The organism is Collinsella aerofaciens (assembly GCF_015561195.1).
GTDB classification, from domain to species: Bacteria; Actinomycetota; Coriobacteriia; order Coriobacteriales; family Coriobacteriaceae; genus Collinsella; species Collinsella aerofaciens_AC.
Genome location: NZ_JADMSU010000007.1, coordinates 86,981 through 101,719 on the forward strand (window position 1 = coordinate 86,981; position 14,739 = coordinate 101,719).

Genomic DNA, 14,739 nt, shown 5'->3' on the forward strand with positions numbered 1-14,739 from the left:
TTAGCGCTATTCGATCGACGGGAAATCCCTACCTCACGTTGTCGTTCATCGCGAAAGAGTTCTTCATGGCGCAGCTCGTAGTGTAGAGCACCTTGCCCAGTAGAGCATCGGTCTCTACGCGAACACGCTCGGCAAACCCCTCGTTGGCGCGTGCAAGCTCGGTGGGCACCTCGGCCTCGGGCAGCGCGGCTACGGCAGCGTCAACGTCGTGAATCTGCTTGTGGCCCATGCCGCCGACTTTCTCCTGGTAGTCCTCGACGGCGCGACCGCACTCGTGGAAACGGACATCGGCCAGGGCGCCGATCAGGCGGTTGGCCCAGTAGAAGTTTTCGGACGTCACGCGAGCCTGCGTGTCGGCATAGTACTCGGGCATGGTCTCGACGTTGGCGTACAGCGGAACCAGCGCGTTAAACGAGTTGGAGCCAAAGGCCATCCACTGCACGGCGCGGTAGGCCGGCTGCGCATAGGGGCGCAGCTGCAGCACGGCGAGCTGGCTGTTGCGGTTGATGCCGATGGGACGATAGGCGCCGCGTGTGGCGGGCGTACCCTTGCTGCCGTAGCAGTCGTACTCCGTGCCCTGGTAGTGGCTCGAAAGCACGTACTTGATGTCCTCGATGGTCACCTTGCGCTCGGGCACGCGGCTCCAGGGAATATCGTCGCTCTCGGGCGTGTAGTCGGCCTCGGGACCGTCCCACACATCGCTGGGGTTAAGGCAGCGCTGCATGTACCAAGCGCGCGGCGTGTTGTAAACGTGGTCGCTGTCACTGTGCGAGCCAAAGGCCTCGCGCGGGTTAAAGACCGCGGCCGGACCGTCGCCCTCGACGCCCAGCGTCAGGTCCAGATGCCACTCGGCCATCCAGGAGCGCAGGTCGGCGGAGCACATGTGGTCGGCCTGGGCGCCCTCGGCGTCATCCAGGTCAAAGCTGTCGATACCCAGCTGGTTGGGCATGGTCACATAGGCGTCATCGGGCACGCGCTTGGCGATCCAGTGGTGGCCGCCGATGGTCTCGAGCCACCAGATCTCGTTCACGTCGCTAAAGGCGATGCCATTGTTCTCGTAGGTGCCGTAGCGCTCGAGCAGGTCACCCAGAATGCGTACGCCGTCGCGGGCGGATTTGGCATATGGCAGCACCAGGGTCACCATGTCCTCCTCGCCCAGACCGCCGGGCTGCGCCGGAACATAGCCGTCCTCGCCCTCGTTGCCCTTGGCGGGCACGTAGTCCACGAGCGGGTCGGCGCCGCGAACGCGCTCGTTGGTGGTGAGCGTCTCGGTTGCGGACATGCCCACATTGAGCTCGTTGAAACCGGCCTCGGCCCAGATGCCGTGGCCCGGAACAACATCGGGGACGCTCGTGTAACGCATGGGGTTATCGGGCAGTTCAACGGTCAGGTGACTCAGGACGCTCGTGTAGACGCGCGGCTGCTCGTCGGGATGCACCACGCGCATACGCTTGGGCTCAAACACCCCGTTGGACGAGTCCTCGTTGCGGGCAACCAACGTCGACCCGTCGTAGCTCGCGTTCTTACCAACCAAAATCGTTGTGCACGGCATGCGCATCCTCCTTGAGCGAAGAAATCAAACGATAACAGTGTATCGCTTCGGCGCAGAAAGGGCGAAACCGCGGCGTTGGCAACCCCCGTGGTCAAAAAATGCCAAATATGAGTACTGTAACCAATTTAGTAACAGCAATTTTGCTACGCATGGATGTCAAAAATCTACATTTGTTCAGAAATTAGATGATGTAATTCCTCATAGGTCCAATAAAATAGGCTTTCTATCGATAATAAATATCGTTAGAGAGCCTATTTGACCTAAAATATATGTGACTATCTTGGCAACAGTACTCATATTTGGCATTTTTTGTCCACGGGGTATAGAACTAACCCCTCAAACAGCCCAAAACGCCTATTTCGATGCGCGCTCGGCCGCCTCGATCACGTGTTTGGCGAGGATCGCCGTCGTCACAGCGCCCACGCCGCCCGGCACGGGCGTGATGGCGTTAACGACCGGCTCCGCAGCATCAGAATCGACGTCACCCACCAGCTTGCCAGCGGCCTCGTCCCAATTAATGCCAACATCGATGATCGTCTGGCCCTCGCGAACCGCATCCACGCCAATCGTACGCGCGCGTCCAACGGCGGCAACCACAATGTCGGCAGCACGGCACTCGGCAGCAAGGTCGCGCGTATGCGTATGGCACGTCGTCACGGTCGCATTGCGCGCCGTAAGCATGGCGGCAACAGGACGCCCGATCACCAGCGAGCGCCCGACCACAGCAACCTTAGCTCCATCCAGCTCAACGCCGTAATGATCCAGCAAAGCAAGCACGGCTTCGGCTGTGCAGGGGGCAAAACCCTCGCCGCGCCCCGAAAGCGTGGTGAGCAGCGAAACCGGCGTCATGGAGTCAACGTCCTTAGCAGGATCGAGTGCCGCGGCAACCGCGTCCTCGTCAAGGCCGGCGGGCAGCGGGCGGAACATCAGGCAGCCATGAACAGACGAATCGGTATTGATGTCCTCGATGGCCGCCAACAGCTCGTCCTGCGAGACGTCGGCAGGCAGCAACACGCGACGAGCTTCGATGCCCACCTTTTCGCAGCGCTTGAGTGCACCGCGCTCGTAGGATAGGTCGTCCTCGCGCTCGCCCACGCGCACGATAGCAAGCGTCGGAGCAACGCCGCGCTCGCGCAAAGCCGCGCAGCGAGCGACGAGCTCCTCGGTCAAAGCACGGGCAACGGGAGCCCCTTTGAGCAGCTCAGCCATGGCTATCCCCTCTTCCTTGCGGCATCGGCAGCGCGGCGCGCCAGCGCATCGGCGCGCGGCAACCACGTATCCAGCAGCTCATCGCACGCCGCCTCGAGCTCCTCAGCGCGCACCCGGTCTTTCATAGACGTGGTATTGGCAAAGAGCGTCAGGCTCGCGCCCTGCATGGCGGCGCGGCAGAATACGGCGCCGCAGGCCACATCGGACAGCAGCTGTCGGGAGCCCTTGTCCGCCATGTCCTCGAGCAGCGCCAGCGCGCGCCCGCAGGCGTCCATGATCCGATACGGTGGCATGGCGGCCACGTGTAACGCGTCCTGAATCGCAGCCGGTCGAGCCGGATCCTCGCGCGAAATACCGTACGCCGCCGACACCTGCCCGTAGGCTCGAACGTCCTCGGCAACCAAGTCGACAAGCTCCTGAGACAGCTCATCTGCCTGGGCAAACGCGTGCGTCAGATCGTCCGCGCGATCGGCAAGCGCGGGATTGGTCGCGCCGTAACGCGCGACCATCCCGCAAAGCGAGGCGCCCAGCGCGCCCACAAAGGCGCTCGCGCTGCCGCCGCCGGGCACCGGCTCGCGCGCGGCAAGCGCCTCGGCAAATCCGCGGCAGGTCTTATCCATCATCTCTTGGCTCATACGCACGCACCTTCAAGTCATATACATCGGTCGGGCGGCGACCGCCGACCGACCGCATCGATCACATAATGGTGCTAAGTCTAGCCCATAAGTACTCGAGCGTCAGCGCACCTGGCCATCGCGGATTTCTATGGCACACGATAGGCGGCAACAACACAAACATGGGACACATGGCCCACCTTTCGAGACTCCCGGGCAGCGGCAACTGGGGCATACATATAGGTAAGGAAACCTATGTTGGGGCAATGCTTAACACGGCACCGGACGACGAATGGAGGAACAACAGCACAGCAAACAAAGCCATCGTGTGCGCGCAACCGCCGCCCCAGCGATCCGCGGCACACGATGTCCCTGGCAGACAAGGAGGACGCCACCATGAAGAAAAAGACCCTATCGATTCTTTCCCTTTGCATCGCCCTCTTTGCCGCGTTTGCCCTTGTCGGCTGCGGCGGGAGCGCATCGGGCGGAGGCGGCAGCACCGCCAAGAGCGAGAGCAAGGAAAAGGCCCCCGTCGCCAAGAAGACCGACTTCATCTGGTTTAAGGTCGAGATGCCCGAGGGCGTCGAGATCACCGACGTCGCAGGCGACACCGCCGACAGGGCCCAGTTTAAGTTCACCGAGAGCGAGCACGCCAGCGATCGCTTCATCCCCGTCTTCGATCCTGACAAGAACGCCGATGAACTGTTCGACTATGAGGCAAAGTGGAAGGCCAACTCCGGATGGACCGAGAGCGATCCCGTTAAGTACAACGGCAAGACCTGGCGCAGTGCCTACTTTACGCACTCGGGCGGCGTGACGACCGAGTACTTCACCGACGTTGACGGTGGCAGCGTGTATGTGCGCATCGACAACGTCGAGGAGCACAAGGACGCCGTCGAGACCATGATGAAGTCCCTGGAATTTGCCGATGATATCGCCAAAGCCAAGACCGAGGCCATGGACGTCAAGCTCGACGATATCGAGATCAAGCGCTAAACGACTGGCGAGCGCAGCGGGAAACACGGGCACAGTGCAAACAAGCGACGATACCCCAGCGCTTTGCACCAAGGGAGGATCGGCTCGCCGGCCCCCCCTTCTTATGCCGATAGCCGGCGAACGCGAGGGTGCCGGGCGGCAAAACCACCCCCAGCGCGGTAGCAGCACAAATAGACAAGCGCCCCAACGCGTCCACCCACCGATTTATTGCGCCGCGCAGACAATTAAACCAGCATCTTTAAACATCTGGGCAGTATAGTGACCAAAACTATCGCATAACCGCACTCTGCGAATGGAGGAGTCATGGCCGAACATCATGCCATCAGTCGCCGAGCGTTTACGCTGGGCCTTGGACTTGCAGCGTTGTCGCCGCTGACAAGCCTGCCCGAAACCGTCACGCTGGGCATTAGCCCGCGGACAGCCTTTGCGGACGGCACGGCCGAGCCAGCGGCCAACCTCAACAATTTCGTCATTCGCCTTCGCCCCGCGGGCTACTTTCGCACCGCGAGCGTCAACGAAGATGGCAACGTCATCGGCAACGTCTGCCACCTGTTTAATGACGGCACGTCCAGCAAGCTCATCCTTGAGCACGTAGGGACCGATGCGGACGGCACAAACTGGTATGCCATCCGCACCCTGCTCAATTTCGAAGAGCACAAGAAGACGGGCTACAGCATTTGGTCGGTCGATGGCGACTCGGACAAAGATGGAAAGGTCATCCACGTATGGAGTGGCGAGTACGACCATAAGGACAGCCGCGCCTATACGTTCGACCACCAGTTCGACGGAACTTATATTATTCGAGACCGCATATACACGAAAAACGGTATTAACTACCTGGCCATAGAATCGAAAGGTAAAGACCAAGACAACAACAAGATTTGCCAAAAGAAATATTCCATTCCGTGGGAGCTCGAGCTTGTCGGCTACAGCATGGACAAGACCAATGCCACAGTTAGCAGCATCGACTGGACCACGTATAGCAGCTACGTCGACGGACCATGTTGGATGAGCCACGTCGAAGGCAACAAGTACCTCGACGAGCTGAGCATCCCGGGCACGCACGATTCGGGAACTTGCAGCGTGGACAACGACACCGAACCCCAATCCTCGCAAGCAAAGTGCCAGCAGGACTACATCCCCACGCAGTTGCTCGAAGGCATTCGCTATTTTGATATCCGACTCGGAAAAGGCAACGACCCCGGCATCGACCATGGAAGTTGCTACCTGCTCAAAAAAGACGGGCACTTCATGCATCTCTCCGATGTCGTTGGCTACTTCAAAAAGTTTTTGAACGAAAATCCGTCAGAAGCGCTCATCATGCTTGTATCCCGAGGCAACAACGAGGCTACTGACGAGAGCCTTACGACGGCTTTCGCCAAGGTTTTAGACGACAACCCCAAACTGTTCTATACGTCGAGCCGCGTTCCCACACTGAACGAGGTGCGCGGAAAGATCGTCCTGCTGCGCCGATTTGGACTCGCCGGCGACAGCGTAAGCGGCCACACGTGGGGCCTCGACCTAACCGAATGGGACAACAAAATCGCAGCACACCCCAGCAGCTCCTCTATGTGTCTCGTCCAAAACGCGCAAGGCTTTGAAGCCGCAGGGGAAACCGGCGACAAAAAAGCCTATTGCACCAAGGTATATGCCCAGGACCATTACGAATGCACCGGAACCGACAAGATCAGCTGGGTCGATATGGCCCTGCAGGAGACGGCTAAGCTCACCCGCAACGAGGTAGATGTCGAGGACGATAACGGGGCCAAGGAGCAAGTCCTGGAGCGCTGCTGGTCTATCAACTACACCAGCTGCACGAATCACAAGCAAGGAAGCAACCCATTTACCGCAGCGCGAGTAGTCAACGAGCATCTGTACAAGAGCCCGTACATCAACCCCAGCGACAACGAGGAAACAAAGTCAGATTACCTCAAGCACATTGGCATCATCGCATCCGACTTTGTTGATGCGGCGCTGGCCCGGAGCATCTACCAGCGCAATTACGATTACGATACACAGCACAAGCAGACAGCTTCGTACTACCTCCCGACCCGCATGCGCATGACGTACGGCGACTCGCTGAGCGATGCCTCGCTCCAGGATGGCAAGACCGTTGGCGAGGGCCATTTCCGCCTTGTCGACAGCAGCAACGTACTCAACGTGGCGGCTTCGGGCCATGCGTTTACCATCGAATATGTGGATGTCGACGCCTTGGGCAACGAGACCGTTACGGAGCTGCGGGGTCATGTGCCCATCGATATCGATCCGCGCGCGTTGACGCCCCATTTTGAGGGGCTCGAAGGCCTTAAGGCCGGCGAAGACGTGCGCGCCAAGATTGCGGCATCACTCGAGGGCAAGCTCGAAACCGATGCCTGCACGGCCCAGCTCGAGTTTGTGCACGACGCGAACGGCGCTCCGGGCACGGCAATGGCCGAGGGCGAAACATTTGCCGCAGGGACGTACTGGGTGCGCGCGAAAGGCCTTTTGGGCGACGCGGCACAGAACTACACGCTCGTCAGCGATGGAGCCGCAAGCTTTACCGTAGCGGCCTCGGGCAGTGCAGGCGGCACCGGCAGCGGCACGGGTTCCAACGCAGACAGCGCTGATAAGAATGGTAAGGGCAACAAGGGCAAGGGCTCGGGCGGAAAGCTCGCCAACACGGGCGACGGTTCCGGCATTGCCGCCGGGCTCGCCGCTGCCGCCATGGCGACGACAGTCGCCGGCGCAGCAATGCTTGCCAGTGACCGCGAAAACGCTGGGGACGGTAGCGAATAGGCCAGCCGGCCTTTTGGGCGCATCAACTCGATGAGGGGCGCAGAACACCGTTCTGTGCCCCTGATTTTTACCTTGGTCCGAACGCCGCTATCGGCTACATCACCATGTTCAGCGCTTTCACAAATTCCTGGGCCTTCGCACGGCTACTCAGGCTAAAGACGCAAGCGGTCAACAGCCTGTTACGCAGGAAAACGTCGCGACCCTTGATCCTGTTGACCCCCGTGATGTCCTTAAGGTAGACAATCTCGGTGTGCTTGCCGCCGAAAGTGCCCTTCTTGAGCACCTCGATACGATTGGGGTAGATCTTAACGTCTTTAAACCCACCCGAACCTTTGTCCTGGAATAGCAGCGTGTTGTTGTCCATACGCGTCACTCCCGTGGGGTTCGCTAAAACTGTCTCTATTGCCACATTTTAGTCACCGCAAGGCTCCCATGCGAAGGTGCCAGACAGCAAAGCAATTCGTGTCCGCGCGAGGCTTTAAACTAAATGCGATAAAGATGCATTCCACAAGAGGAAAGTGGGGCGACAGTGATGGGCGAACTGGTAAACCGTGGAGAATCGGCAATCGTGCCCGAAGGTTTTTACAAGCAGGTCTCCTCAATTCTCAACGCCGCTCGCGACAAGGCCTATACCGCCGTTAACTTTGCGATGGTTGAGGCGTATTGGGAGATCGGCAAGAGCATTGTTGACGAGCAGGGCGGAGAGGAGCGCGCAGCATATGGGGAGGCATTGATTGCAGGCCTCTCCAGAAGGCTTACCGCGGATTTCGGAAGAGGCTTTGGCATCGCAAACCTTCGCAATATGCGTCAGTTCTTTCTTGCGTTTCCAATTCGCGACGCACTGCGTAGCGAATTGAGCTGGACTCATTACCGCAGGTTGATGCGCATTCCCGACCCTGATGCTCGCGCCTGGTACATGAACGAATGCGCCGATTCTCGTTGGAGCACGCGTCAGCTCGAGCGCCAGATCAACACCATGTTCCGCGAGCGCCTACTTGCCAGCAAGGACAAAGAGGCCGTCACCTAGGAAATCCAAAAGAGCGCCCCGGCTCGTCGCCCCGAGGATATCATCCGCGACCCATATGTACTGGAGTTTTTAGGTTTCTCGGACGATGCTACGTTTCGTGAGAGCGATCTAGAGCAGGCGCTCATCACGCATCTTCAGAAGTTCCTGCTGGAGCTTGGCCGTGGCTTCGCTTTCGAGGCGCGCCAAAAGCGCATCACCTTTGATGGGCGCCATTTCTATATTGACCTTGTTTTTTACAACTATCTGATGCGCTGCTTCGTGCTCATCGACCTTAAGACCGATGACCTTACGCATCAGGACCTGGGCCAGATGCAAATGTATGTGAACTACTACACGCGCGAACTCATGAACGAAGGCGACAATCCGCCCATAGGCATCGTGCTCTGCGCGGACAAAAGCGATTCGATCGTCGAGTACACGCTGCCCGAAGACAACGACCAAGTGTTTGCCGCCAAATACCTGCCATATCTTCCAAGCAAGGAAGAGCTGGCGCGCGAGCTGAGTGCCGAGTACCGCGCCATCAACGAAGCGACCAATGGCGAAACGCAAGGGTAGCAGCACATTGCGACCGAAACCACCGCAGCCGTCGCAGGCGCACTCGCGGTTGCGATGCACGCTACAAAACAATACCGGTCATGGACGCCGGCAACGACATTCTAGCCGTGGCTGGCGAGCGTGACCTGACAGGCAAAGACGCGGCCTTCGTCTGATGTGGGCCCATTGGCTGCCACAGAAAAGGACCGGTTGCAGCCGGCCCTCAAGACACTTGCACCTGCGTTGCCCACGCTTCCGAAGTGCGACTAACTGAGGAGCGGGTTCCGTGGCACAACCTGATCTTGCCCAGCGAGGCGGCCCTTTTGCAGCCGGTCCACCGTTTATTTACATCTACCCCCTGCCAAACTACCGGATGGCAGCCCCATGCCTGCGAGCCGTCCCGTGCTGCGCTTCCCTACTTCCCAAATATCGCAGCGAACAATCCCTTGCGTTTGGGCTTTTCTTCTCGGTAGGAACCCTCGACGGCGGCTGCAACCTGGCGCGGTTGCTCGCCATCTCCACGGCGCACGATCTGGTATAGGAACGGAGATTTAACATATTTGACCTCGACGGGCGCGGCATGTACGGTGCTCTCCCCGGACAGATGCAGGCTCGGGCTGAGCGGCGCCACGATATGCGTTTCGCGCTTGTCGCTAAACACCACCGCGGCCGCGCGGCCCGTCTGGCCGTTTACGGCAATGCGCACCTGCTCGCCGTCGCGGCTGTCCGTTGCCGGACGGTCGACAAAGTAAACCGGCACCATCACCAGGCCGTCCTTATGCTTGCGGGCCTTGCGCGCCCAGGTGCGGATGCTCTTTTTATTGAGCCCCAGCACCGCCTCGGCATCGTTGCCCGCAACGTCGAGCGCCAGCTTATCAATGACCACCTGGTCCTTGGTAGATGCATCGACGGAGACAACGCGAAAGTCGCCTTCCTGCATGGCGGGATCGAACGGACCGACCTTGGCAAAGTCCCACGGCTCCAAAATGCCCATGAGGCGAACGTCCAGGTAGTTTGCCCTGGGGTATGCCCAGTCGAGCACCTCGTAGTACACCAGGGTTTCCTTGCTCAGGCCCTTGCCCGGGAAGCTCGCCATCATGCGCAGGTCCGCCAGCGCCATGGGGAAATAGAAGAGCATCATGTCGTTCTGGATCGCATCTTCCACGTCGTGCCCGGCAAAGGCATCCAGGTACTGGCGCACCAGCTGCAGCGCGTTGGCACGTGCCTGCTGCGGCGTTATCTCGCAGGGAATACCCTGCTCGAGCACATATTCCGCACCAACGCCCATGGTCAGGCGCTTGCTAAACGTCCCCGGCTTGAGCAGGTCGGCGACACCGATCTTGTTGCCGCAGGACGGGCACTCAAACACGCGCTGGGTCGACTCGCCCTCAAAGGACGCTCCGCAGAAGGGACAGGGGATGCTCACGTGCGTGGCCTCTTGGAACTCCTGGGCCGTGCCGCGGTCTTCCCACAGCAGATGCTCCAGAACCGACTGATTGCGCCAGTGCTCATTAAAGAAATACCAGTCCGGGTCCTCCGGGCGCTCGAGTTGCGACACATGCGTGAGCTTGAGCAGTCCATCCACCACCGTCAACGGCGTATGGCGAATGCCCAAAGCGCTCTTGGGCTCTCCGGCGTCCGCCTGCCACGGAACCACCGTGCCGCAATAGGCGCACTCAAAGCTGCGCTTAGTCTGGTGCGAGTACATAGGGCCGCCGCAGTTTTGACATTTAATGGCAAACATCTCGTCCATGGAAACGTCCTCCTTTGCACAGGGACTGTCGACATTAAGTATGTCGAGCAAACAGACACATGCCCATACCCATGTGGCCCAAAATGGACCACCCAGGCAGACGAGAAGGCTCGCTCGTTAGCACCGGCAGACCATTGCTGCATTTTCTGAGCATCGGTGCACGGCGCCTCCGCGCGAGCTACACTATCCCCTTAAACATGATTGTGAGGACGACCGCTATGCTATTTGTAAATCGGCTGGTACATACGCTTGTTCCCGGCAGCGAGGGCGAGCCGGTCGATACCTCCTGCCGCACCAACGCGGGTTTCGCCGCAAGCCTCATCTGCATTGGCCTCAACATCACCCTGTGCCTGGCCAAGGGCATCGCGGGCCTGCTCGCCGGCTCTGTCTCGCTCATCGCCGACGCCTTCAACAACCTCTCCGACGCCTCGAGCAACATCGTGAGCCTGCTCGGGTTCCGCCTTGCCAGCCGCCCGGCAGACGAAGGCCACCCCTATGGCCACGGCCGCTACGAGTACCTAGCCGGTCTGTTCGTCGCCGTCCTGGTTTGCGCCGTCGGCATCAACCTGATCCTCGAGTCGGTCACCAAAATCATCAAGCCCTCCCCCACTGCATATTCGGTGCTCTCCTTAGCCGCCCTCGTCTTGTCCATGCTCGTTAAGCTCTGGATGGCCGCGTTCAACCGCACGTTGGGCGACCGCATCGACTCGGAGACGCTCATCGCCACAGCACAGGACTCCAAAAACGACGTCATCACCTCGGGCTCGGTCTTGGTGGCGGCGCTTATTTCGCAGACGACCGGCTTTGACCTCGATGGCTGGGCAGGCCTGGGTGTGGGCATCTTCATCTGCATCAGCGGCATGGGCCTAGTGCGCGACGCCATCAGCCCGTTGCTGGGACAAGCGCCCGACCCCAAGCTCGTCCAGGCAATCCGCGACAAGATCATGTCCTATCCGCAGGTCTTGGGCACACACGACCTCATGGTGCACGACTACGGCCCCGGTCGTCAGTTTGCCAGCGCCCACGTGGAGATGCCCGGCGAGGGCGACGCATTTGAGCACCACGAGATTTTGGACACCATCGAGCACGACATCAAGCGCCAAATGGGCATCGATATCACGCTGCACTGCGACCCTATCGCCACCACCGGCGACGACCTGCGCGGCTGGGTCAAGCGCGGCGTCATGCAGATCGACCCCGCGCTTTCCATCCACGACCTTCACGAACACGATGGCTTTGTGTCATTTGACCTTGTGCGCCCCGACGGCTTTGACATATCCGACGAGGAGCTGCTGGAGCTCGTCACGCGCATCGTGCACGAGCGCCGGCCCAATGCCTCGTGCGTCGTCACATTTGACTCAGGCTTTAGCTCGCCCGAGCGTCCGGCCGAGCAGCTGTAGCCCGCTTAACAGCTAGTTTCCCTGAGCGCCCGAAATGCCGTTTTGCAGGGCATCCCAGGCGTTCGTTACCATATCACCCAGGTTCTGCGCGGTATCGCCGAGATTCTGAGCCGTGTCACCCAGCTCTTGGGCCTTATCCCCAAGCTCCTGTGCCTTGTTGCTCAGGTCCTCCAGCGTATTAGAGCTCGAGCTGTCGGTACCGCTTTGGCCGCCGGACGAGTTGCCCGAGCTGTTCTTGTGCGTGAGTTGAATTTCGAGATTGCCGCTGTCGTTATAGTAAGCAGAAGTAACGACCCAGTTGGCATCGATGACGGGCGTTGAGCCATCATCAGTCAGGACCACGGCATTCGAAAGATTGGCACCGCGCGACTTGAGAAGTTTCTTGGCGTTGGACCAGTACTGCCCCGGGATATCGCTCAGATCGACGGTGCTAGACGAGGCGGACTCGGTTTGCTCGGCAGCGGTATCGGCCGTTGAACTCCCTCGTTTGTTAAGCATGCCCGACACGATGGCAAACACAACCGACAGCGCAAAGAAGATCGCCAGTACGATGAGGATCTTCTTGATCACGCTCGACGAACGCGACGGCGTCTCTTCCTCGTCCTCACCATACTGCGGGATCGATTTGGGGTACTCGCGATACGGCTCGCGCGACTCGTAGCGAGACTGCGCCGTGCGAGGCATATACGTCGTCTGCTGAGGCTGCGGAATGGGATTCTGCGGCACGTAATCAAACGGGTCCGGAGCTGCGTTACCATAGGGGCCTTGCGAAGATGCAGCGTAAGAATCCTGCGCCGTGTCGCCATAGCCCATAACCCGGGTGGGCTCGGCCGAAGGCTGCGTCGCGGCGGGGTCGGTATAACCGGGATTGGGAACAACGCGGGTCGCATCGGCGCTATCGCCAGCCTGCGCGGAACCGTAGCCGCCCATCACGGTTGTCTTGTCCTGATCCATGCAACGATTCCTTTCCGTCGCCCTTAAGCATCAAGTTATCCATGCATTCTACCCGCGCAAAAGCCCGTGACGGACAGAGCCCGTCCATATCTACAAGACAAGCGCGGCTAGAAAACAAAAGCCCCGCCGGGCCTTGGGGGCACGGCGGGGCGGGCAGGTAGCTAGGAACAACAGGCCTAGAACAGGCCAGTGATGTTTCCGTCGTTATCGACGTCGATGTTTTCGGCCGCGGGCACCTTGGGCAGGCCCGGCATGGTCAGAACGCTGCCAGTCAACGCGACCACAAAGTGGGCGCCGGCAGAAACCTTAAGCTCGCGCACGGTGATGCGGAAGTTCTCGGGAGCGCCCAGAGCCTTGGCGTTGTCGCTAAAGCTGTACTGCGTCTTGGCGACGCACACCGGCAGGTTACCAAAGCCGTTCTCGCGCAGCTCGACGAGCTGGCGCTTGGCGGCCGGCGTAAAGTCAACGCCATCGGCACGGTAGACCTTGGTGGCAATGGCCTCGAGAGCATCGACCACATCGGCGCCGTCCTCATAGGCAAACTTGAGCTCGCTCGGTTGCTCAATCAGACGCATGACCTCATCGGCCAGCTCGAGCGCGCCCTCGCCGCCCTTGGCCCAGACCTCGGAAAGCTTAACGTTGACGCCGAGCTTCTGGCACTCGGACTCGATGAGCGCAAGCTCGGCCTCGGTGTCCGTCGGGAAGCGGTTGATGGCGACTACGCAGGGCAGACCATAAACGTTCTGGATGTTGTCGACGTGACGCAGCAGATTGGGCATACCGGCCTTGAGAGCCTCGAGGTTCTCCTCGTTGAGGTCGGCCTTGGCAACGCCGCCGTTGTACTTAAGCGCGCGGGCGGTAGCGACAATCACGACGGCGCTGGGGCGAACGCCCGTCATGCGGCACTTAATGTCGAGGAACTTCTCGGCACCCAGATCGGCACCGAAGCCGGCCTCGGTAATAGCGACATCGCCAAAGCGCATCGCCATACGCGTAGCCATGATAGAGTTGCAGCCGTGGGCAATGTTGGCGAAGGGACCGCCGTGGACAAACGCGGGCGTACCCTCGAGCGTTTGCACCAGGTTGGGCTTGAGCGCGTCCTTAAGCAACGCGGCCATGGCACCCTGGGCCTTAAGGTCGCGGGCACGGACGGGCTCGCCGGCAAAGCTGTAGCCGACGACGATCTCGCCCAGGCGCTCCTTGAGGTCATTGATGCTCGTGGACAGGCACAGGATTGCCATGACCTCGGAGGCAACAGTGATGTCGAAGCCATCCTCGCGCGGCACGCCCTGAGCCTTACCGCCAATACCATCGATGACGTGGCGCAGCTGACGGTCGTTCATATCGACGACGCGCTTCCAAGTGATGCGCTTAACGTCAATACCGAGCTGATTGCCCTGCTGAATATGGTTGTCGAGCATGGCGGCCAGCAGGTTATTGGCGGCGCCGATAGCATGGAAGTCACCGGTAAAGTGCAGGTTGATATCCTCCATAGGGATGACCTGAGCCCAGCCGCCGCCGGCAGCGCCGCCCTTAACGCCAAAGACGGGGCCGAGCGAAGGCTCGCGCAGGGCCACGGCACTCTTGACGCCGCGTCGGCGCAAGCCATCGGCCAGACCGATGGTCGTGGTGGTCTTACCCTCGCCAGCGGGTGTGGGGTTGATGGCAGTCACGAGGACGAGCTTGGCCTGGTGGTCAGTCGGCTCGTTGAGCAGTGAATAGTCGACCTTAGCCTTGTCGAAGCCGTACGGAATAAGGTGCTTAACGTCGACGCCGGCGTTCTTGGCCACCTCGGTAATAGGCAGCGGCGTGACAGAACGTGCGATTTCGATGTCAGTAGGCATGGGCGGTCCTTTCGTTACCGAATGAGAAAAAGACCAATTCAGCATAGCACGGGCGCGCAATAGTAAAACACCCATAACCGA

Annotated in this window: 12 protein-coding genes; 5 read left to right on the plus strand and 7 right to left on the minus strand. The window is 59.9% G+C overall.

Features of this window, described 5'->3' with window-relative positions:
• Positions 1-28 precede the first annotated feature (28 nt).
• The 3 genes from I2H81_RS07785 to I2H81_RS07795 form a co-directional block, all read right to left on the minus strand.
• Positions 29-1,552 carry a C69 family dipeptidase gene (locus tag I2H81_RS07785; protein WP_195645154.1) on the minus strand — a complete coding sequence of 508 codons (1,524 nt, stop codon included), beginning with the start codon at positions 1,550-1,552 and terminating at the stop codon, positions 29-31.
• A 354-nt stretch (positions 1,553-1,906) separates the two neighbouring features.
• Positions 1,907-2,761 (minus strand): bifunctional 5,10-methylenetetrahydrofolate dehydrogenase/5,10-methenyltetrahydrofolate cyclohydrolase, encoded by an 855-nt coding sequence (locus tag I2H81_RS07790; protein WP_195645155.1) that lies wholly within the window; start codon positions 2,759-2,761, stop codon positions 1,907-1,909.
• Between the two features lie 2 nt (positions 2,762-2,763).
• Positions 2,764-3,396: a cyclodeaminase/cyclohydrolase family protein gene (locus I2H81_RS07795; protein WP_195645156.1), complete on the minus strand. Its 633-nt coding sequence runs from the start codon at positions 3,394-3,396 to the stop codon at positions 2,764-2,766.
• A gap of 375 nt (positions 3,397-3,771) precedes the next feature.
• On the opposite strand from I2H81_RS07795, the gene I2H81_RS07800 reads away from it, so the two are divergent.
• Together I2H81_RS07800 and I2H81_RS07805 are read left to right on the plus strand one after the other, a co-directional pair.
• Entirely contained in the window at positions 3,772-4,371 is a 600-nt protein-coding gene (locus I2H81_RS07800; protein ID WP_195645157.1) for a hypothetical protein, read from the plus strand.
• A gap of 303 nt (positions 4,372-4,674) precedes the next feature.
• On the plus strand, positions 4,675-7,146 hold the full coding sequence (locus I2H81_RS07805) for a phosphatidylinositol-specific phospholipase C (protein WP_195645158.1): 2,472 nt from the start codon (positions 4,675-4,677) through the stop codon (positions 7,144-7,146).
• Between the two features lie 94 nt (positions 7,147-7,240).
• On the opposite strand, the gene I2H81_RS07810 is transcribed toward I2H81_RS07805, so the two are convergent.
• Entirely contained in the window at positions 7,241-7,510 is a 270-nt protein-coding gene (locus I2H81_RS07810) for a hypothetical protein (RefSeq protein ID WP_195645159.1), read from the minus strand.
• Between the two features lie 168 nt (positions 7,511-7,678).
• Between I2H81_RS07810 and I2H81_RS10415 the strand changes: the two genes are divergently transcribed.
• Together I2H81_RS10415 and I2H81_RS10420 are read left to right on the plus strand one after the other, a co-directional pair.
• The gene (locus I2H81_RS10415) at positions 7,679-8,173 is read left to right on the plus strand and encodes a DUF1016 N-terminal domain-containing protein (RefSeq protein WP_229108126.1); all 495 of its coding nucleotides are present in this window, start codon (positions 7,679-7,681) and stop codon (positions 8,171-8,173) included.
• 60 nt (positions 8,174-8,233) lie between these two features.
• Positions 8,234-8,728: a PDDEXK nuclease domain-containing protein gene (locus tag I2H81_RS10420; RefSeq protein WP_229108132.1), complete on the plus strand. Its 495-nt coding sequence runs from the start codon at positions 8,234-8,236 to the stop codon at positions 8,726-8,728.
• A 394-nt stretch (positions 8,729-9,122) separates the two neighbouring features.
• Here the strand turns inward: I2H81_RS10420 and I2H81_RS07820 are convergent, their stop codons facing one another.
• On the minus strand, positions 9,123-10,460 hold the full coding sequence (locus I2H81_RS07820; protein WP_195645160.1) for a TFIIB-type zinc ribbon-containing protein: 1,338 nt from the start codon (positions 10,458-10,460) through the stop codon (positions 9,123-9,125).
• Between the two features lie 218 nt (positions 10,461-10,678).
• On the opposite strand from I2H81_RS07820, the gene I2H81_RS07825 reads away from it, so the two are divergent.
• Positions 10,679-11,860, plus strand: coding sequence for a cation diffusion facilitator family transporter (locus tag I2H81_RS07825; protein WP_195645161.1), 1,182 nt, complete (start codon positions 10,679-10,681; stop codon positions 11,858-11,860).
• 12 nt (positions 11,861-11,872) lie between these two features.
• On the opposite strand, the gene I2H81_RS07830 is transcribed toward I2H81_RS07825, so the two are convergent.
• The gene (locus tag I2H81_RS07830; protein WP_195645162.1) at positions 11,873-12,814 is read right to left on the minus strand and encodes a hypothetical protein; all 942 of its coding nucleotides are present in this window, start codon (positions 12,812-12,814) and stop codon (positions 11,873-11,875) included.
• Between the two features lie 176 nt (positions 12,815-12,990).
• Positions 12,991-14,658, minus strand: coding sequence for a formate--tetrahydrofolate ligase (locus I2H81_RS07835; protein WP_195645163.1), 1,668 nt, complete (start codon positions 14,656-14,658; stop codon positions 12,991-12,993).
• Positions 14,659-14,739: the final 81 nt, after the last annotated feature.